This window comes from Marseilla massiliensis (assembly GCF_016899955.1).
GTDB lineage: Bacteria > Bacteroidota > Bacteroidia > Bacteroidales > Bacteroidaceae > Prevotella > Prevotella intestinigallinarum.
On record NZ_JACJJL010000003.1, the window covers coordinates 224,426 to 245,136 of the forward strand.

General features: G+C 48.7%; 16 protein-coding genes and 1 pseudogene. 7 read left to right on the plus strand and 10 right to left on the minus strand.

The features are described 5' to 3' along the window. Window positions 1-1,353: 1,353 nt before the first annotated feature. Entirely contained in the window at window positions 1,354-3,765 is a 2,412-nt protein-coding gene (locus tag H6B30_RS03090; RefSeq protein WP_205107799.1) for an ATP-dependent helicase, read from the plus strand. 7 nt (window positions 3,766-3,772) lie between these two features. Here H6B30_RS03090 and H6B30_RS03095 read toward each other — a convergent pair whose 3' ends face one another. From H6B30_RS03095 to H6B30_RS03105, 3 genes are all read right to left on the minus strand, one after another. Further along, complete coding sequence (locus tag H6B30_RS03095; RefSeq protein WP_205107801.1) at window positions 3,773-3,904, minus strand: dehydrogenase; 132 nt, start codon at window positions 3,902-3,904, stop codon at window positions 3,773-3,775. Between the two features lie 4 nt (window positions 3,905-3,908). Then, entirely contained in the window at window positions 3,909-5,366 is a 1,458-nt protein-coding gene (locus H6B30_RS03100; RefSeq protein WP_205107804.1) for a DUF4270 domain-containing protein, read from the minus strand. A gap of 63 nt (window positions 5,367-5,429) precedes the next feature. Next, the gene (locus tag H6B30_RS03105; RefSeq protein ID WP_205107806.1) at window positions 5,430-6,236 is read right to left on the minus strand and encodes a glycogen/starch synthase; all 807 of its coding nucleotides are present in this window, start codon (window positions 6,234-6,236) and stop codon (window positions 5,430-5,432) included. 181 nt (window positions 6,237-6,417) lie between these two features. Here H6B30_RS03105 and panC point away from each other — a divergent pair, with 181 nt between their 5' ends. Both panC and panD read left to right on the plus strand, forming a co-directional pair. Next, complete coding sequence (gene panC / locus H6B30_RS03110; RefSeq protein ID WP_205107808.1) at window positions 6,418-7,266, plus strand: pantoate--beta-alanine ligase; 849 nt, start codon at window positions 6,418-6,420, stop codon at window positions 7,264-7,266. Between the two features lie 2 nt (window positions 7,267-7,268). After that, window positions 7,269-7,613 carry an aspartate 1-decarboxylase gene (gene panD / locus H6B30_RS03115; protein WP_205107810.1) on the plus strand — a complete coding sequence of 115 codons (345 nt, stop codon included), beginning with the start codon at window positions 7,269-7,271 and terminating at the stop codon, window positions 7,611-7,613. Between the two features lie 80 nt (window positions 7,614-7,693). Here the strand turns inward: panD and H6B30_RS03120 are convergent, their stop codons facing one another. The 5 genes from H6B30_RS03120 to H6B30_RS03140 form a co-directional block, all read right to left on the minus strand. Further along, window positions 7,694-8,128, minus strand: a complete 435-nt coding sequence (locus H6B30_RS03120; RefSeq protein WP_205107812.1) for a biotin/lipoyl-containing protein — start codon at window positions 8,126-8,128, stop codon at window positions 7,694-7,696. 10 nt (window positions 8,129-8,138) lie between these two features. After that, window positions 8,139-8,300 carry a hypothetical protein gene (locus tag H6B30_RS03125; RefSeq protein WP_205107814.1) on the minus strand — a complete coding sequence of 54 codons (162 nt, stop codon included), beginning with the start codon at window positions 8,298-8,300 and terminating at the stop codon, window positions 8,139-8,141. Between the two features lie 90 nt (window positions 8,301-8,390). Then, window positions 8,391-9,956 carry an acyl-CoA carboxylase subunit beta gene (locus tag H6B30_RS03130; RefSeq protein WP_205107815.1) on the minus strand — a complete coding sequence of 522 codons (1,566 nt, stop codon included), beginning with the start codon at window positions 9,954-9,956 and terminating at the stop codon, window positions 8,391-8,393. A gap of 13 nt (window positions 9,957-9,969) precedes the next feature. After that, window positions 9,970-10,374 (minus strand): methylmalonyl-CoA epimerase, encoded by a 405-nt coding sequence (mce, locus tag H6B30_RS03135; RefSeq protein WP_205107817.1) that lies wholly within the window; start codon window positions 10,372-10,374, stop codon window positions 9,970-9,972. A gap of 609 nt (window positions 10,375-10,983) precedes the next feature. Continuing rightward, window positions 10,984-13,329: a TonB-dependent receptor gene (locus H6B30_RS03140; protein WP_439116953.1), complete on the minus strand. Its 2,346-nt coding sequence runs from the start codon at window positions 13,327-13,329 to the stop codon at window positions 10,984-10,986. 279 nt (window positions 13,330-13,608) lie between these two features. Between H6B30_RS03140 and H6B30_RS03145 the strand changes: the two are divergent. Then, window positions 13,609-14,070, plus strand: a pseudogene (locus H6B30_RS03145) (alanyl-tRNA editing protein); the annotation flags it as partial. 95 nt (window positions 14,071-14,165) lie between these two features. Here H6B30_RS03145 and H6B30_RS03150 read toward each other — a convergent pair. Next, the gene (locus tag H6B30_RS03150; protein WP_205107823.1) at window positions 14,166-15,740 is read right to left on the minus strand and encodes an Rne/Rng family ribonuclease; all 1,575 of its coding nucleotides are present in this window, start codon (window positions 15,738-15,740) and stop codon (window positions 14,166-14,168) included. A gap of 408 nt (window positions 15,741-16,148) precedes the next feature. Further along, window positions 16,149-16,424: an HU family DNA-binding protein gene (locus H6B30_RS03155; protein WP_205107825.1), complete on the minus strand. Its 276-nt coding sequence runs from the start codon at window positions 16,422-16,424 to the stop codon at window positions 16,149-16,151. Window positions 16,425-17,297: 873 nt separating this feature from the next. Between H6B30_RS03155 and H6B30_RS03160 the strand changes: the two genes are divergently transcribed. The 3 genes from H6B30_RS03160 to H6B30_RS03170 all read left to right on the plus strand — a co-directional run bounded on the left by H6B30_RS03160 (window position 17,298) and on the right by H6B30_RS03170 (window position 20,504). Then, complete coding sequence (locus H6B30_RS03160; protein ID WP_205107827.1) at window positions 17,298-17,786, plus strand: helix-turn-helix domain-containing protein; 489 nt, start codon at window positions 17,298-17,300, stop codon at window positions 17,784-17,786. Beyond that, window positions 17,787-19,739: a dipeptidyl-peptidase 3 family protein gene (locus H6B30_RS03165; RefSeq protein ID WP_205107829.1), complete on the plus strand. Its 1,953-nt coding sequence runs from the start codon at window positions 17,787-17,789 to the stop codon at window positions 19,737-19,739. Window positions 19,740-19,877: 138 nt separating this feature from the next. After that, window positions 19,878-20,504, plus strand: a complete 627-nt coding sequence (locus H6B30_RS03170; RefSeq protein WP_239483471.1) for a DNA alkylation repair protein — start codon at window positions 19,878-19,880, stop codon at window positions 20,502-20,504. The last annotated feature ends 207 nt before the right edge of the window (window positions 20,505-20,711 follow it).

Sequence of the window (20,711 nt, forward strand, 5' to 3'; positions counted from 1 at the left end):
CCATAATTATTTGGCACACCGATAGTTATGTCTTCGAACCCGAATGGTGAAAAATTTTGATATTATCATGTTGGGTATGGTGCATTGCCATTGAATCGTCTTGTTGCGTTCAGCCTGCCTTTCTCAATGCCGTTTGTTAGTTTGTGGGCAATTTTCTCAATTGCCAATGGATATTACCGACATTTGGTAGTCGGTAATTGGTTTTGTAGCGTCATCGTAGCACTTATCAAAGACTGGTTGATTGTCTAATTGCCGTGGCAGGATGGCATGTTTGCCTTTGCATTGTCTGTATGCTTTGATATTGCGATTATAATCAAAATGGCGCGCGCATCACTGCGAACGCCACTGTTGTTTATAATAGAAATTTGGATTATAAAAGGTATGCAAATATATATTTAAAGGGTATTCATATAAATTCATCCGCCTAATGTCGGCGCTTCATTCCTATCGCAAATTTTCAGTGGGTTCGCAGTGGGCATGATTGCGCAGCATGGCTGTGAGACAACTTATTGGCATTTTCCATCCAATAAGACTCATGTGTCATTTTCAATGACAATCGATAAAGTTACTGTCTCTTGCGGAGAGAAGAGCATACATGCCAACACTCGCAGTTTAGAATAAATTGATGAGTACATTTCTTGCTGATTATCAGTTACAAAGATAGGCAATATTTTATAAATGGCAAAACATTTGTTGATTGTTTTGATAAAATCAATCATTAAAAACCAAACAATCATATTTAAAATATAGTGACACATATTGGTCATTATGCCGCATAGGCTTTAATTGTCCATTAATGTGAGATCATTTTATCTCTTGTGTGTGATTCTGAGTTACAATATGTTAAGTATAAATTATTGGGGTATCATGTTTTGGTTTCATCAATGTCATACATGTTTATTCTGCGTGGATTTGTTGCATTGCTCTTCTCTCCGCAAGAGAAATTCTTAGTGCTAGCTGATGATTATTGCCATTTAGCACATCTGTGATGAAACACAATATCTAATGATAATTCATTGATATGGGCACCTTTTAAGGCTTTTATGCTGAGTGTTGTGATGGCAATCTCGTAGTGTTTCTGATGCGAAACACCTCTTCTCGTTTTGTAAAATGCCTCTGTGGTGCTGAGTAAACCATCTCGGCCGATGTGTTTTGTTGTTCATTTGTCGTTTTTTGTTGAGTGCTATGCTATTTTCCTTTAGGCAGGCCAGTTGTCTGCTATGCAGAATAGTCGGGTCTTTTTTCATGTTTTTTGTCGACACTGCCAAACTGTTTGGCTATGTGGTTGCCTCTTTATGCTTAAAGTGAACATAAAATTTTGTAATGTGCCCGAATTAGAGTAACTTTGCGCAAATGAACGAAGATATATTAGGACAACTAAATGACAGCCAGCGCGAAGCTGCCGTGTATTGTGATGGTGCCGAGCTTGTGATAGCCGGCGCCGGTTCGGGCAAGACTCGTGTTCTGACATATAAGATAGCATATCTGTTGCAATCAGGATATCGGCCTTGGAACATTTTGGCTCTGACTTTTACAAACAAGGCTGCAACAGAGATGAAAGAACGAATCAGCAATCTTGTTGGCCATGACAAGGCGCGGTTGCTCAGCATGGGCACGTTTCACTCGATATTCTCAAGGATATTGCGTACTGAAGTGTCGCATATTGGTTATGACCATAATTTCACGATTTATGACCAAGGCGACTCGAGGTCGTTAATAAAGACGATAATCAAGGAGATGGGGCTTGACGAGAAGCAATATAACAGCTCTTCGGTAGCCGACCGGATAAGCCTGGCCAAAAACAATCTCCTTACTGCGCATGATTACTCTTCCAGCATACACGTGCGGGAGGATGTAGAGCGTAAGGTACCTGCCGTGAAAGACGTGTACATGCGCTATGCTGAGCGTTGCCGCCAAGCCAATGCCATGGATTTTGACGACCTGCTGCTTAATACGTATTTGCTGTTTGCCCGGCATGAGGATGTGAGGCAGAAGTATGTGGATCGTTTCAGGTATGTGCTTGTAGATGAGTATCAAGACACCAACTATGCACAGCAAGCCATAGTAATGCAACTCACGCGTGACCATCAGCGTATATGTGCCGTTGGCGACGATGCGCAGAGCATTTATGGGTTCAGGGGGGCCAACATTGACAATATTCTCAACTTCACTAAGGCTTACGATAACGCTAAGCTTTTCAAACTTGAGCAGAACTATCGTTCCACTCAGATGATTGTCCAGGCTGCCAACAGCCTGATCAGGCACAATGCAAGGCAGATTCCCAAGAATGTGTTCAGTGACAACGAGAGAGGTGAGAAGGTGGTGTTCAAGCAGGCTTACAGTGACCGTGAGGAGGCGGCCATTGTTTGCAAGGAAATCAAGCGGATAAAGAGCAGAGAAAAATGTGGATTCGGCGATTTTGCCATTTTGTACCGTACTAATTCGCAAAGCCGGAGCATTGAGGAAGAGTTTCGCAAGAGTAATGTGCCTTACAGGGTATTCGGTGGCTTGAGTTTCTATCAGCGCAAGGAGATTAAGGACATCATTGCATATTTTAGGCTTGTGGCCAACCCGAACGACGAAGAGGCTTTCAGGCGTATAATTAATTACCCTTCACGTGGCATTGGCGACACTACTCTGTCTAAGATTGCCACAACAGCCAACAAGCATGCTTTGAGCCTGTGGACCGTTGCGTCGCAACCGCTTGTGTTTGGGCTGGAGGCCAATCGAGGCACCTATGCCAAGCTTGAGGCTTTCTGCTCGATGATAAGCGCTTGGCAGGCTGTTATGCAGTCGGTCGACGCTTATCAGCTTGGGCAGGATATAATAAAGGGGAGCGGCATCAGCAAGGAGATATACGAGAAGCGTGAACCCGAAGATCTGGCACGGCAAGAGAATGTGTATGAGTTTCTTGCCGGCCTGCAAGACTTTGTGGAAAGCAGGAGGGAGGAAGGTGACGGGGAGCATGTTTATCTTTCAGACTTCTTGCAGGAGGTTGCTTTGCTCACCGATTTGGACAGCGACAGTGATGGCGACGACAAGGAGCGCGTTGCGCTTATGACAATACACAGTGCCAAGGGATTGGAATTTCCCAATGTATTCATTGTTGGGTTGGAAGAGAATATCTTCCCTTCGCCAATGAGTTGCTCAAGCCTTAGGGAGCTGGAGGAGGAACGCCGCTTGCTATATGTTGCCATGACACGTGCCGAAAAACGCTGTTTCCTCACTTGTGCACAGAACAGGTTCAGGTATGGCAGGGTAGAGTATGGCACTCCATCACGATTCTTGCAGGACATAAGCCCTGAATATCTGAAGAAAGATGAGATTTCAACGCCTGCTTCTCCTGCGTATTACAGGGGTGGTGGACAGGCAGATGGTGGTTATGGCTCTAAACCGAAATGGATGCAGAATCCACGCCCGGTGGCTTCACAGTTTAAGGCAGACCCGAAGCCTCGTGCTGTGCCTCCACGGCGTGAGGAAAATGCACCTTCGCCATTTTCGGAAGAGTTTGAGAAGAGGCTCAAAGTGGCTAAGTTGAGGTTGAAACCTGTTACAAAGGCAGAGATAGACGAACTGACCGCTCCGACGGTTTCTGAAGATGTCGGCATCAGCGTTGGCAATGTCATCGAGCACCAACGCTTTGGCATTGGCACTGTGATACAGTTGGAAGGACGCGGTGAGAATCTTAAGGCAACCGTACAATTCACAAACTCTGGCACCAAGCAGTTGCTTTTAAAATTTGCAAGGTATAAGATAGTGAAATAATCGATAATCATAAAGCATCATCTTCCGGGCGTTCCGGAAGATGATGCTTTATTTTTGGCAAATGCTTCTTTTTCCTGAGATAAGCCGCTTTCTTTAGTTCGTACTCTTCTCTGTGCCGTTCAAGAAAGTTGTCTGCCATGTTTCTATTTCGTTGTTCTGTTGTATATCACGCTGATTGTTATCGGGTCATGTGGATTAGCCGAACCGCCAACAAGCCTTGCGCTCTTCAACGACATCTCGTTTGACACGTTTGTTATAGAGGCTGAGGTGCTCCCAGACGAACTCGTTGTGCTTATTGACACAGGCACCAGCACAACTTTGTTCCAATTTTCAGTGGTTCCATTGTTCTGTTTTGCCTGATACATCCTGCTTATCAGGTTTGATATGTTGTTGAATGTATAAGTATTCTGGCTGCTGTTGTATGTTCCGATATACGAAGTGCTGTTGTTCGGAACGTTCTTATTCTCAAAGAAACTGTACAAACTGTCCTTGGGAAGCATCAGTACATACTCAGGTTCGCCAAAAGCGTCGTCTGATGTCTGGTTCATGCAACTGAATACTATGCGCGCCCCGCTTATGGTGTCGTTCTCATGATTGTACTTTATCTCATCGACAGGCAACGTCACTTCAGTGAAAATGCCTGCCGGAGCTTTGATGTGTGTGCATGTATTGTCTGATGCAAGCTCTCTCAAGCGTTGCCGGTCATTGTCTATGTGGGTGGTTTGCATCACCTCTTCTGTACCCGAGAGAAGCGTGCTGCCTTGATAGATTGAGTCGCCACTCATGTATTTGTAGTGGAACACAAGCTCTGTGAGGTAGACTTCCGACATCACTCCGAGCCCGTCGGTTGTCTTGATGTAGAATCCCGGGCAAACATTGTGGATGAAGTTATAAGAGTTTCTGAAATTTTCAGGATCCTCATAATACTTCTGCATGATGTATGTTCCGTAATTCTTATAGGCTTTACCCGATTTGTCACGATACGTTTCGTTAAGTGGTATGGTTACAGACTCCATGTTCGTTTTGTCTGTAATCAGGTTTCTTAGGCTGTCGCTGAGGTTTAGGTCAAGCGTCGTATACATCTTGTTCTTCCTGATCGCGTTTGCGTCGGTTCTCAGCATGCCTGCTGCCTCTGGATCGAAATTAGAGTAATACATTGTTCCCTCTTCTGCGGGCCTTTCCATTTCCAATGCTGTCAACTTCATGGAGTTTAGAGAATCGCCGATGGAAGAGTAAAAGTAAATCTGCAACCTGCAAGAGTCGGCTATCACATTACCGTCTTCCGTGCTCATTATGCTGTCTTTCTCCGGAAGGAAAGGGGTACCATCTAATGACTCCAAAATGGCAAATTGGGTGGTATAGTGGCTCGTCACATACGTCCCAGTCTCCGGGTCTTTAATGCGCCCAAGGTAGCTGTATTGGTTTCTGGATAACACAGAGTCTGCCAAAATAGACCGTGTTGAGACAAAAAACGTGTCTGTCAATATTTCAAAGTGGTCTGCTTCGTTTGTAAGTGAGTTGCCCAATGTGTCTGTTGTATCATCACATGACAGGAAAGCCAGTGTTGACATGGCTATCCCAAACAGGAACTTTGCTTTCATCTTGGTCTTCTTTCTAGATGATATTAACCCTAATAGCTGTATCGTTTTTGTGTATTTGGCTTGTTAATCCTGACAGATTCTTTCGTAGAATGCCTCATATTGGTCGGCAAACTGCTCGCCGGGGTAGTCAAGAAGGGGCACATTGCAACTTTTTGCATAGTCGACCAAACCCGGATAAACAGTTTCGCTGGCCTGTATTATGCCGTCCGAATAGTCGATGGCAAGCTTGCCCAGTTCTTCAAAACCAAAGTTGTCATCATACTTTTCCAGCAAATTGGCTTTGGCATCCCTGAACTCCAGGCACTTCTTGAAGTTCTGTCCGAGATCCTTCTTCAGTGCCTTCGAAAAGAGAGAAGTGACTATCTTGGCATTAGCAAAAGACGGCTCTTCTTTGTAAGCTGTCTTTACATAGAATGGCACAACAGCCCCCATCCATCCTTGGCAATGAATGATTTCTGGCACCCAGCGCAGTTTTTTCACTGTCTCGAGCACCCCGCGAGCAAAGAATATGGCTCTTTCACCATTGTCAGGATAATCTTCCCCCGTTTCATCGACATCCATTTGACGCTTTGTGAAATAGTCGTCATTGTCTATGAAGTAGACTTGTATGCGTGACGATTGTATGGAGGCGACTTTAATTATCAGCGGATGATCTGTGTCATTGATAATAAGATTCATTCCCGAAAGGCGGATTACCTCGTGCAACTGCCCCCGGCGCTCATTGATGTTTCCCCATTTGGGCATGAACGTCCGTATTTCATGGCCTTTCTCTTGTATGGCCTGTGGCAGCTCTCTTCCCATTAGCGAAAGCTCACTGTCAGGTACGTAAGGTGATATCTCCTGGTTTATGAATAATATTTTTCTTGCCATTGTTCATCTGTTTATCAACTGCAAAGATACAAAATTTATTTGATATTTGAGTATTAGGCAATGCCTTTTATGAAAAAAAGGCTTTTCTTGGCTATATTTTCCATGTATTCTTTTTTAGTTTGCCAAAAAAGTTGTTATTTTGCAGCGAATTTGTAGTATAGCGTTTAAAACGTTGTTAGAAATGAAAATTTTTCATAAGAATGTGGATTTGCAAAACGAACTATTCGCAGTTCGCAAGCTAGGCAAGACCGTTGGCCTTGTTCCAACAATGGGGGCTCTCCATGAAGGTCATGCTTCGCTGGTGAGACGGTGTGTTTCGGAGAATGACGTTACAGTTGTCTCTGTGTTTGTTAATCCTACACAGTTTAACGACAAGAACGATTTGCAGAGCTATCCCCGCGATTTGGATGCGGATTGCAAGTTGTTGGAGTCATGCGGGGCCGATATTGTTTTTGCCCCTTCGGTTGAAGAAATGTATCCCCAGCCCGATACGCGTCATTTTGAATTCCCGCCTATAACGACGGTGATGGAAGGTGCCCATCGTCCCGGTCACTTCAATGGCGTGTGCCAGGTGGTAAGCCGTTTGTTTTATATCGTGCGCCCCCAAAGGGCATATTTCGGTGAGAAAGACTGGCAGCAAATAGCTGTTGTCAAGGCGATGGTGAAAAGCCTCGGCCTGGATGTGGCGATTGTTGAGTGTCCGATTGTGCGTGATGCCGACGGTTTGGCCCGTTCAAGCCGCAATTCGTTGCTTTCAGCAGATGAGCGTTCGATTGCCCCGGAGATATTTAAGCAATTGAAACAGAGCATAGAGTATTCCAAGGGCCATACGGTGGATGAGACCCACAAATATGTAGTGGATGGCATAAATTCTGTCGACGGGTTGGATGTCGAGTATTTTTCGATTGTCAACGGAGACACCCTCCAAGACGTAAGTTCGTGGGATGACGCTCCTCACGTTGTTGGTTGCATTACCGTTTATTGCGGAAAGCGCCCTGTAAGGCTTATCGATCACATAAAATATAAATAGAGATGATGATAGAGGTTCTTAAGTCCAAGTTGCATTGCGTTACAGTTACCGAGGCCAATCTCAACTATATGGGGAGCATCACCATTGATGAAGACCTCATGGATGCTGCCGGCATGATAGCGGGAGAGAAGGTCCAGATTGTCGATAACAATAACGGTGAGCGGTTTGAGACATATATTATTAAAGGAGAGCGTGGTTCGGGGGCTATTTGCCTCAACGGTGCAGCTGCGCGCAAAGTCCAGGTTGGTGATGTTTGCATAATAATATCATACGCCCTGATGGATTTTGAGGAGGCGAAGTCGTATAAGCCCACGATAGTGTTTCCAAAAGAAGGTAACAGGCTTTAGCTGCCGGTGGCCTGTACGGAAAATCCCGATTGCACGACAATGCCTGCAATCGGGATTTTCGTTTGGGTAAGATAGTCAACTTATTCGATGGCTACCAATACGTCGCCTTCCATGACGCTTTGGCCGGGCTGCACCAATATGGCGCTAACTTTTCCGCCCTTCTCGGCGTCAAGGTTGTTGGCCATCTTCATGGCTTCGAGCACGACAACAGTGTCGCCTGCCTTGATTTCATCGCCCACAGCGACCTTAATCTCAGTGATGACGCCTGGCAATGGGGCTTTTACGGCATTCTGGTAATTTGCCTTAACTGCGCCGCCGCCGGCCTCCTCCTGGCTTGCAGTTGCTTGTGCAGCCACAGGTGCGACCTTTACCTTGGGCTTTTCGGGCTTGGCTTCTTCCTCCATTTCCACCTTGTACGTTTCGCCGTTGACGATGACAGTAGCCACGTTGCCTTCTATGGCATCAATGTTCACCTCGTATTTATTCCCGTTGATAGTATATTTGTATTCTTTCATGTCTTATGGCTTATGGTTTTGGCTGGCCGGTCATGGTAAGAGCATGGCCGTTCCATTCCGTGAAATGTTCAATAATCGTTATTTTTCCAGACTCTTGGTCGTGCACGTTGTTGCCCATGAACTCGTGCAACGCCAAAGAGATGGCAGCAAAAACCTCTTTGTCCTGTTTCATATCTACAATGTTTTGGCCACAGAATCCGGTCTGTTTCAGCACAGGTCTTTTCCTCGTGCACGACCGAGTCCTGTGGCCCGTTATGCTTTTTTACATTGGTATGTTGCCATGTTTCTTGGCAGGCAGGCTCTCGCGCTTGGTTGAAAGCTGTGCGAGGGCTCGGCAGATGCGGAAGCGGGTGTTGCGCGGCTCTATCACGTCGTCGATGTAGCCATACTTGGCAGCCTGGTATGGGTTGGCAAACATCTCGGTGTATTCCTCCTCTTTCTCTGCGAGGAAGGCCTGAACGTCTTCACCGGCGGCTTTCTTGTCCTTTGCCTCCTTGGCGCACAGTACGGCTACTGCGCCAGATGCGCCCATCACGGCAATTTCTGCTGACGGCCAAGCGTAGTTGATGTCTGCGCGCAGTTGCTTGCATCCCATCACGATGTGGCTGCCGCCATAGCTCTTGCGCAGGGTGACAGTAATCTTTGGAACGGTAGCCTCGCCGTAAGCATAGAGCAACTTTGCACCATGAAGTATGACGGCGTTGTACTCCTGGCCGGTGCCGGGCAGGAATCCGGGAACGTCGACGAGCGAAACGATTGGGATGTTGAATGCGTCGCAGAATCTCACGAAGCGCGCACCCTTGCGGCTGGCGTTGACGTCGAGCACGCCTGCATAGCATGACGGCTGGTTGGCAACGATGCCCACGCTTTGCCCGTTGAAGCGTGCAAAGCCCACGATGATGTTCTTGGCAAACTTTGGCTGTACCTCGAAGAATTCGCCGTCGTCGACAATTGCGCTGATAACCTTGTACATGTTGTATGCCTCGTTGGGGTTCTCGGGGATGATTTCGTTGAGCGAGTCTTCCAGTCGGTCGATGGGGTCTTCACACTTTTTGCGTGGTGCCACCTCCATGTTGTTCGACGGTATGTAGCTAAGCAGTGTGCGTATCATCTGCATGGCCTCTTCCTCGGTGGCAGCCGTGAAGTGGGTCACGCCGCTCTTTGTCGAGTGCACGCTTGCTCCTCCGAGGTGCTCCTGGTCGATGTCCTCGCCTGTTACGGTCTTTACAACCTTCGGGCCAGTAAGGAACATGTATGACGTGTTCTCCATCATAAGCGTGAAGTCGGTGAGGGCAGGCGAGTACACTGCGCCGCCGGCGCAAGGCCCGAAGATTCCGCTGATCTGCGGTATCACACCCGAAGCCAGGATGTTGCGCTCGAATATCTCGGCGTAACCTGCCAATGCGCAGATGCCTTCCTGGATGCGCGCTCCACCGGAGTCGTTGATTCCGATGACGGGGGCGCCCATCTTCATGGCCATGTCCATGATCTTGCATATCTTCTGTGCCATGGTTTCAGACAGAGAACCGCCATTGACAGTGAAGTCTTGTGCGAATACAAACACGAGCCTTCCGTCTATTGTTCCCGAGCCTGTAACCACACCGTCGCCCAGATACTGCTTCTTCTCCATTCCAAAGTTGGTGCAACGGTGGAGCTTGAACATGTCGTACTCTTCGAAGCTGCCTTCGTCCAGCAGCATATCAATGCGTTCACGGGCTGTGTACTTGCCACGGGCGTGCTGTTTCTCGATGGCTTTCTCGCCGCCACCCATGCGTGCTTTCTCGCGATTCTCGATAAGCTGCTTTATCTTCTCCAATTGTTTGCTCATTGCTCTCTATGTTTTAATGTTCACAAAGTTCGGTCAGGATTCCCACTGTTGACTTCGGGTGCAGGAACGCAATGTTAAGGTTCTCCGCTCCCTTGCGCGGCTCTTTGTCGATGAGGCGTATGCCTTTTTCATCACATTCAGCCAGCGCATTAGCCACGCCGTCTTCGATGCAGAATGCTACGTGGTGTACTCCGTGGTTGCCTTTGTCAAGCCATTTTTGTATGGTGCTGTCGGGTGACGTTGGCTCCAGCAGCTCAAGCTTCACCTCGCCGCATTTCAAGAATGCGGTCTTCACTTTCTGATCTGCCACTTCTTCGATGTTGTAGCATTTCAGACCCAATACATTTTCAAAGTAAGGCAGAGACTCCTCGATGCTTTGGACGGCTATGCCTAAATGTTCAATGTGTGAGATTTTCATTATGCTGTAATTTTGTTAGGGTTTAGTCTTCTTTTCTTTATACCATTGCAAAGATAGTTAATATAATCAAGATTGTAAAATTATAAATTAAAAAGATTGTTAAGGGAAGTGGCTGTTTTCGGGTGTTGTGTGTGCTGTGGTGCCGTGTGCTCTCAAATGCAATGGCCACATGTCAATTGGCTTTGCCCTTGCCGTGGCATTTGTGGCATTGCGGGCAGCTGTTCGGATGGTCGGAAAAGCTTTGTCGGGTGTAAGGTTTTGTTGTCGTTTCCGGATTTTTCCGCAATCCGCTGACGTACAGCCCGTTGGCGGCCAATGTCGTTTGGTGGCCTAAAACGGCCCTTGCGGGCGGTCCAAACGGGCCGTTCCGCGTTGCAACGGCGCCCGTTTTGCAATGCAGAGTCAGGGGCGTTGCTTGGCGTGAGGGGTTTGTAAATGATTTTGCCCGAAGGTGCCAGGGATTTCATGTCGCCTGTCGTCCGGCCATTTGCTGTGGCTCATGGTCAGTGGCACAGGCTGCATGACGGCTTGGCACCGTACTGGCAGCGTGGGCGGCAGGCCAGGGCAAACTGATGCTTGTGTGTTAACGATATTATGATGCTGCCATTGTCAGAACTCAAATATTACCCTTCCGTTAATTTGACGCCCTGTTAGGTAGTTGGGTACGGCATACTGCTGGTTTGTGACGTCAGTCACCCAATAGTAAGAGTTGACGTTGCTTATCCCGAAAAGGTTAAGGCAATCGACGCCGAGCCAGATGTTTTTGAATATGCTGTGCTTCTTTCTGTCGTCGTTGTCGTAGGCGCGATAGCTCAGGCCAACGTCTACGCGCTTGTATGCCGGTGCCCTGAAGTTTTGGTACTCCAGGCCCTTGTGCGGCGCTCCGAATGGCAATCCGTCGGCGAAGGCCAGGCTGAGGGTCATCTTCCAGCGCTCTGTTCCGGGGAAGTAATCAGTGAAATGCAGGTTTATAGCATACCTTTGGTCGGTTGGCATTGGCACCTGCTTGCCGTTGATCTTTTGCTTTGTGCTCATCAGTGAGAAGGTAACCCACGAGTCTGTGCCCGGCACAAACTCGCCGTAAAGCTTCAGGTCGAGCCCGGCCGCATATCCGCTGCCCATGTTTTCGCCGTAATACGTCACCTTGACGTTGTTCACGTTATAGGGTATTATGTTTGACAGTGCCTTGTAATATGCCTCTGCCGTAAACTTATACGGGCGTTCCTTGATTTTGAACCTATAGTCGAATGCTGCCACGAAATGCAGCGAGCGCTGGCTTTTTATCCTGTTGTTGAGCGTGACCACGGTCACCCCGTTGACCTTTGTCGTGTCTCTTAGCTCTTTGAAGAACGGGGCTTGGTAATAGAGGCCGGTGGCAAGGCGGAATGTCATGTTGTTGTTGAAAGCGGGGATAATGGCCAGCGATGCCCTTGGCGACACAATTGTTTCGCTGTTGAACGACCAGTTGCTGAACCGTATGCCGTAGTTGAGCGTGTAGAACGTTGAGTTTTCCTCGCCGCTTGTAAATTTGTATGTGTCTTGTATGTAACCCTCTATTCGGTGGCTGTTTAGCGTGTTGCGCGAGTTGAGCGTGTAAATCAGGTCGAGCCTGTCGCCGGTGTGCGGTATGGAATAGCCGCTTGAGTCTCTCATTTCATATTCGCGTGAGTTCTCTTCGACATGCTCTATCTTGTAGGTCAGGCCTCCTTCTATCGTGTGGCGTTTTGTTTTGTGGTTCAACATGAGCTTGAAGCTCTCGACGTTGGCTGTCAGGTAGTTGCGTGCATGCTCCATGTAGGTGCCTACACCAAGGTTTTCGCTCGTTTCGGTGTCGTCGAGCCAGTATTGCCCTTGTATGTCGTAGGTCTCCTGTTCCTTCGTGCGGAAGGCCGAAGCAATCAGTGACAGTTTGGTGTTGGCTCCAAACTGGCGCGATATAGTCAGTGCCCCGAAGAGTGTCCTGAACACGTCTTTCTCTTGACCGTCGAAGTAGACCCTGAACGATTTCACGTCTTCCATCGTGCCAAACGACGTCTCGCGGTCGGTCGGTACAAAGTTATAGTGGTTGTCAGATATGTTTCCTATGAAGTCGATGCTCCACCGTTGGTTTGGCCTGAAGCAGATATAGGTCTGGTAGTCAAGGAAGTTGGGCTTGTATTCGCCGTTGGTCTCAAGCGAGCCAAGCAGGTAACGGTTTGTCTTGTAGCGTATTCCGTGGCTCATCGAAAACTTCTTGGTGCCCACGCCTACATAGGCGCTTGCCCCGAGAAGCGAGACTGAGATGTTTGCCTCGAACTTCTTCGGTTGCTTGTACGTTATGTCCAATGCCGACGACATCTTGTCGCCATACTTTGCTTCGAACCCTCCTGTGGAGAAACCAATCGATTCCACCATGTCGGGGTTTATCACGCTCAGCCCTTCCTGCTGTCCGCTCCTTATGAGAAGCGGGCGGTAAACTTCCACATTATTTATATATACAGAGTTCTCGTCGAAGCTTCCTCCACGTACGTTGTATTGTGATGACAGCTCGTTGTGGGTCGAAACACCGGCCTGTTGCTGAATCAGGGCCTCCACGGCGTTGCCGCTTGCGGTGGCCAAGCCCTTCATGTCTTTTATGTCAAGGCGTTCGGTGCCTGTCGTCTGCCTTCGCTTCTCGGTGACGACAATCTCGCCCAGGGCGGCCATCGATGGCAAAACGATTTCTATCCTCTGCTTTCCGCGCGGGTTGCGGAACAGGCGCTTGCGCGCATTGTAGCCAATCATCGAGAACTTAACGACTACGCTGTCTGCCGAAGCCAGCGTTATGCTGAACTCGCCCTTTAGGTTGGTCATCGCGACCTTGCCTTGCTCCAGGCACGACACGGTGGCAAGTTCTATGGGGTTTTGCTCTTCGTCCACGACCCTTCCGGTCAGGGTGAAGCTCTGTGCAGAAGCGGTGAGTGTGGCCACCAGCATGAGGGTGAGCACAGCTATGATATGTTTGGCGGTCGTTGTCTTCATTTGCTAATTAAACGTACGAATCGTTGGTAATATTGTGTTGGCCATGTCACAAATACACCGTGTTCCCGCCGTTTGCTTGGCGTGTCGCGAATTATGCCTGGCAAATGTGCATTGAATGAAATTTATTCGCTATATTTGCAGGCGTTTACAGCGAAAGGCCGTTGCACATGTAGCGTTGGCGCATGTCGTAACGGACGGTAATGACATGGAATCAACTTAAAACGCATGAACGAAGATATAGTATTGAACAGCCATAACAAGGAGGAATTTCCGCCTGCGCATACCGCCGAGCATCTGTTGAACCAGACTATGGTGCGCATGTTTGGGTGTGAGAGGTCGAGCAACGCTCACATAGAGCGCAAAAAGAGCAAGATAAGCTATGTGTTAGACCACAAGCCTTCGCGCAAGGAAGAGAAGGCAATTGAAGACAGGATGAATGAATTGATAGCCGAAGACTTGCCCGTTAGCTATGAGTTTGTTAGCAAAGACAGCCTTCCAGACGATGTCAAGGCCGACAGGTTGCCTGCAGATGTGTCTGACACCATACGCCTGGTAAGGATTGGCGACTACGATGTGTGCCCATGCATAGGCAAGCACGTGCGCTCAACGTCACAGATAGGGCGTTTTGAAATGCTCGGAACCAATTGGGATGAGATGTCCAAGTCATTCCGCATCCGCTTCAAGGTGGTTCAGTGAATGCCTGCCGTTGTCGGCGGTTAGCAATGTTTCCGCTTGGCGGGCCAGCGGCACAAATGAAGAGTGGAGGCGCCTTACGGCTGCCTCCACTGTGTTCATTTGGTTTCTATTTCCTCTTTCATGTCGATGAAATTGCCCTTCTTGTCATAGAATTCATATTGCAAGAAAGCCAGTTTCTGCGACGGGATGATGCTGAGTCCAAGCCCGTATTTCATTTGCCATTTCCGTTTTAGCGAGAAAAGCCCTTGGTTTATGTAGGCCGCTACATACGGATGCACATGCAGGTTGAACTTCTTGATTCCAATCTTTGTTACCAGTCGGTCAATCTTGCTCTCCAATTGGTCTGTAAACAGGATGCTTGACTTAATCTTTCCTTTGCCGAAACAAGTGGGGCAGGTCTCTTCCACGTTGACATCCATTGCCGGGCGCACGCGCTGGCGGGTTATCTGCATAAGCCCGAATTTGCTCAATGGCAGGATGTTGTGCCTGGCCCTGTCTTTCTGCATGTTCTTGCACATACGCTCATATAGCATTTGCCTGTCTTCAGCGAGGTTCATGTCGATGAAGTCAACCACTATGATGCCTCCCATGTCGCGTAGGCGCAACTGTCTTGCCAACTCGTCGGCAGCGCCAAGGTTCACCTCCAGGGCATTGGCCTCTTGACCGTTTTCAGAGCGCGTTCTGTTTCCGCTGTTCACGTCAACCACGTGCAGTGCCTCGGTGTGCTCTATGATTAGGTATGCACCACGCTTGTAGTTGACTGTCTTTCCGAATGCCGACTTGATTTGCTTTGTGACGTTGAAATTGTCGAAAATGGGCACCTGGCCGGTATATCTCTTGACGATGTCTACCTTCTCCGGGGCAATCAGTTTCACGTAATCGCGCACCTGGTTGAACACCTCTTCGTCGTTGACGTATATACCGTCGTACGTTGGGTTGAATAAGTCGCGAAGCAATGCTACAACCCTGCCGGTCTCTTCGTAGACAACTTGCGGTCTTGTTGTGCTCTTTTGAACTTTTGTAATTGTGTCTTCCCACCGCTTGAGCAGTGTTTTCATTTCTTTGTCAAGTTCGGCCACCCTCTTGCCCTCTGCCGATGTGCGCACGATGACGCCAAAGTTCTTGGGCTTGATGCTTTGGATGAGTTGCTTCAGGCGTGTTCTTTCTTCGCCTTTTTTGATTTTGGAAGATACAGAGACTTTATCGTTGAATGGTATCAGCACCATATACCTGCCTGCGAAGCTCAGTTCGCACGTGAGTCTCGGGCCTTTGGTCGAGATGGGCTCTTTCACAATCTGCACCATCACTTCTTGCCCAACCTTAAGTGTCGTTTGCACGCTGCCGTCTTTTTTCAGCTCGGGCAGGCGGGTTGCCTTCGATATCGGATAAAGTTTCTTTCTGTCGCTTTGTACCTGTTTGAGATACTTCTCGTAAGAGCTAAATTGAGAACCCAAATCAAGATAGTGCAAAAATGCATCCCGTTCAAATCCGACGTCTACGAAACAGGCATTGAGACCGGGCATAAGCTTCTTAACCTTTGCCATGTAGATGTTGCCCACAGAGAATGAAGCCGACCGCGTCTCGTTCTGGTATTCAACGAGGCTTTTGTCTTCGAGCAGTGCTATCGATATCTCTTTGGGGTGGACGTCAATGATAACTTCGCTTGTCATTACTTTAAACGGTTTTCTTTCGTTGGTTTCACAAGGTGCACGGCCATTGGCCTTGCACCGCTGTTTCTCTCTTCGACGGAATCTGTGCTTATGTCTTTTCACAACAAAAACTACGCGATTTGCCGTAAAAATAGACAAAAGAGATGGTTAATTGTTTGTTTTTGGACAAATGCACGGATTCCCTGCTAATTTAACAGAAAGGGTGTGCCATAATCCGAATGGATTTTCTGACACACTCCTCTCATTAAAATCTTTGAACAAACCTCAGAGGCTGTATTGCTTACTTGCTCTTGTGCCTGTTCTTTCTCAGTCTTTTTTTACGCTTGTGCGTAGCCATCTTGTGGCCTTTCTTTTTCTTTCCGCTTGGCATAGCTTGATATTTTTAAATGTTATTTGTAAAATTGTTGATTATTTCATCTTTGCAATAAAGCTCTTGGCCGGCTTGAATGCAGGGTAGTCGTGTGCCTCGATGACGATGGTTGTGTTCTTTGATATGTTGCGGGCTGTCTTCTGTGCCCTGTGCTTAACGATAAAGCTACCGAATCCCCGCAGGAAAACATCTTCTTTGCGTATGGTAAGGCTCTGCCTCACTTCTTCCATAAAAGCTTCTATTGTCGTGGCTACATCCTGCTTGGCGAGACCGGTGTCCTCAACTATCTTGTTGATTATATCAGCTTTTGTCATCTTTCTTTTATGTTTAATGTTGTGATATTTTATTCGTCTCCGATTATTCGGAGTGCAAATATACTCATTTTTGGCGGTATGAGGAAATTTATAACGACTTTTTTTGTGAAAATGGCAAGAATCGGGTGGCGGCGATTTAAATTCCACATATTAAGTGGTTTACACATTAATTATAACACCGACTTTATGGCTCGGAATGTTGCTTTGCCACTTGTTTGGCTTGTAAGAAAATGCGAATCTGCCGACACTGTTGCGGCGTTTTGCCGTGCTTTATGTCACAAAATGCGCTGTTTGCACATGGCTCGGCTTTGGCAATCGCCCGGAATGGCAGTGGCTGTCGTGGCGTTTGTAAAAAATAATTTCCTTTTCGGCGTGTTTGGCGTAATGCGTTGACAGGCAACATGTTGCAATGCGGGCGTTTTTGTCGTGTCAAACGTGTTGTTTTGAGGCATGATACGGCTCGTTTTAGTGTGCAAAACGGCCTCTTTTGTAGTCTGTATGGGGTGTGGTAGTGTGTTTGGGTGGGTAAATTAGGTTGCTTGTATGAATATTTCATACGTACTTCCCGAATGCCGATTAACGATAATTTTGACTGCCAAAGACGTTGCTTGGGGTGGGGCGGCCTTGCCGTGGAGTGCACGTCGGTAGGTGCTGCCGCATCTGTGCGCATATCGTAGGCGGCTGACGTTCACGCGGCAACGGCCGTTCGCTTCGTGTTTATGTGGCGGGGGGGGGCGTGAGGCTGTTGCCGTGGCTGAGGAACATGGAGCGCAAACGTTTCTGTTATGTTTTTTTATGAAAAATAGACGGGCGCCAAATGACGTCTTATCAAAAAAAAATCGTATATTTGCAAAATACTAAAATCAATAGGTTATGGCAAAATATAATATCACAGAAAAGAAAGAAAAAGAGGCCGCTTACCGTGATTTGGTCAGCCCGCAGCTGATGGACGAGATGAAGGAAAAGATACTTAACATCATAGTGCTGCAGAAAAAGTATAAAGACAAGGACTATTCTGCCAAGAAACTAGCCGAAGACCTTGGCACAAACACTCGCTATATTTCTGCGGTCATGAACGTGAGGTTTCACATGAATTACTCTTCGTTCATCAACAAGTTCCGCATTGAGGAGGCTATGGCCATACTTGTAGACAAGCGATACCTTGACTTGAAGATGGAGGACGTGAGCGACATGGTGGGCTTTTCCAACCGTCAGTCGTTCTATGCGTCGTTCTATAAAATCATGAGGATGACCCCGCGTGCATACAGGATGCAGCACATTGCCCAGCATCCGGAGAAAGCCAAGGCCGCAAAGGCCGCAAAGGCTGCGCGAAAGAGCAAAAAAACGGAGGGGGGAAACTGAATGGCTGGCAATAGCTTCAACTACTCTGACATCCGCTTTGCGGACATCCAGATGCTGAGGTACAGGCTGCATGGCTTTGATGGATTGTCATTGCGCCAAAGGCAGTATGTCTATTGCCTTTCGCAGGCCACGCTCTATGGGCGTGACATCACATTCGACCAATTCGGCAAATACAACCTCAAGATAAGGAAAACCCTCGAGGCCATCTACACCGACGGTGCCTTAGAACATGGCGACAAGGAGTTTGCCGCCCTCGAAGAGTACCTGATGCGCGTGTGGTTTTCCAACGGCATATACCATCATTATGGCTGCGATAAGTTTGTTCCGGGCTTCAGCAAGGAGTATTTCCGTGCAGCCATGAATGCCGTGGACAAGTCGTCGTTGCCGCTCGGGGACGGAATGACTGTTGATGACCTGTGCAACGAGCTCGCGCCGGTGATGTTCGACAGGGATGTCTTGGCCAAAAGGGTAAACAAGGCTCCCGGGGTCGACATCGTGGCCAAGTCTGCTTGCAACTACTACGATGGCGTCACCCAGGCCGAGGCCGAGGAGTTCTATAGGGCAAAGAAAGCCGCTTGCGGTGACTGCGCCCCGTCGTTCGGCCTCAACACCAAGTTGGTAAAGACCGCAGAGGGGCTGCATGAGGAGGCTTGGACGGAAGGAGGACTTTATGGCCCGGCCATTGAGCGCATAACATATTGGCTCGGCCGGGCTTCGTCGGTGGCCGAAAACAAGAAGCAGGTGGATGTGATAAACAAGCTGATTGAGTATTACCGCACTGGCGATTTACATGTCTTTGACGAGTATTCCATACTTTGGGTCGAGGCGCTCGACGGTAAGATTGATTTCATAAACGGCTTTATAGAGGTATATGGCGACCCGTTGGGAATAAAAGGCTCGTGGGAAGGTATTGTGGAATACAAGGACGAAGAGGCCACCAAGCGCACCCGGACCATCAGCGAGAATGCCCAGTGGTTTGAAGACCACTCGCCTGTGGATGCCCGTTTCCGCAAGCCCGAGGTAAAGGGAGTCACTGCCAACGTTGTCTGTGCGGCAATGCTCGGGGGCGACGAATATCCGTCGACAGCCATAGGCATCAATCTGCCCAATGCCGATTGGATAAGGGCGCAGCACGGAAGCAAGAGCGTCACCATTTGCAACCTGACCGACGCTTACAACAAGGCGGCTAAAGGAAACGGCTTCTACGATGAGTTTGTCATCGACAGAGACACGCTAGGGCTGATAGACAAGTATGGCGACCTGTGCGACGACCTGCACACCGACCTGCACGAGTGCCTCGGCCACGGAAGCGGCAGGCTGCTGCCCGGCACCGACCCTGATGCGCTTAAGGCTTACGGCAACACTATTGAAGAGGCGAGGGCCGACTTGTTTGCGCTATATTACATGGCCGACAGCAAGATGGTTGACCTCGGTCTGCTGCCAGACCGTGAAGCATACAAGTCTCAGTACTACACTTACATGATGAACGGGCTGCTTACCCAGCTTGTACGCATAGAGCCCGGGGCTTGCATCGAGGAGGCCCACATGCGCAACAGGGCGCTGATTGCGAATTGGTGCGTGGCAAAAGGCGATGCCGTCAGGCTGGTTGGCAGAGGTGGCAAAACTTTTGTCGAGATACTCGACTATGACGGTCTCAGGGCCCTTGTGGCGCAATTGCTGGCCGAGGTTCAGCGTATAAAGAGCGAGGGCGACTACGAGGCCGCCAGGGATTTGGTTGAAACATATGCTGTGAAGGTTGACCCCGAGGTGCATGCCGAGGTACTCAAGCGTTACGCCGGACTGAACATTGCGCCATACAAGGGCTTTATCAACCCGGTGCTGCGGCCCGTGCGCAATGGCAATGGTGAAATCACAGACATAGAAGTCGACTACTCTGAGGGCTATGTTCACCAGATGCTGCGTTACAGCAAGGAGTATTCAACGTTGATCTGACTCTGTGCCATGGCAAGGTGCGGCTGTTGCCGCCAATAGGGGGCTGCCCCTCGGCGTGTGGCAACGGCGTGGCACTTTGCCGGATGGCGCTTTGCCAGGTTGGCCCGAAGGGATTGTCGGGCTTTTTAAAATTAAAGAATGATGGATAACAATAGCAATATTGACAGCAGACTGAAAGAGATAAAGCAATCTTTCAGGCTGCAGATGAATGGAGTGGCGGCACAGTCGATGAGAGACAAGGGCTTGGACTACCACGTTAACTGGGGTGTTTCATTGCCAGCCCTGAAGGCCAAGGCTGCCGAGATAGGCAAGGACTACGACCTTGCGCTGGCTTTATGGAAAGACAATGTCAGGGAATGCAAGATACTGGCAACGCTGATTATGCCTCCCGCTGAGATATTGCCGGAGGTTGTTGATATATGGATGGAGCAGACAGACAACGTGGAGATAGCCGAGCAGGCATCGTTGAACCTATATCAGCACCTGCCTTTTGCTGCCGAAAAGGCTTACCGCTGGATTGCCTCCGAAAGCGAGTTGTACCAAATCTGCGGCTACCATGTGCTGTCGCGACTGTTCATGCGTGGGCAGGAACCCAATGAGCGTGGTGCAAACGAGTTCATCGACCAGGCGCTGGCAGCCATCCAAGGCGACTCGGTAGTGCTTAAGAAGGCCGCCTGGTCAAGCGTCTTGAGGTTTGCCGATTTGGGAGATGGCTTCAGGCAAATGGCCCAAAAGGCCATGAAGTCTATAGGGGTCGACCTGTAGAGTTTGCCTGTCGGCATCGCGGCCTGCACGGTAGTGCTCACAAGCATAGGTGCATCGGCCGTGATTTCGGGTGATTACAGTCGGTCGGCTTCTGCGTTACTGCCAGACATCAGGCGGGCTTCAGTCGTGTGATGCCGACAATGTTGATTGCATATAACCAATTGACCGCATGCTGCTTACAGCTGTATTGCTGAAGCGGCGTGCGGT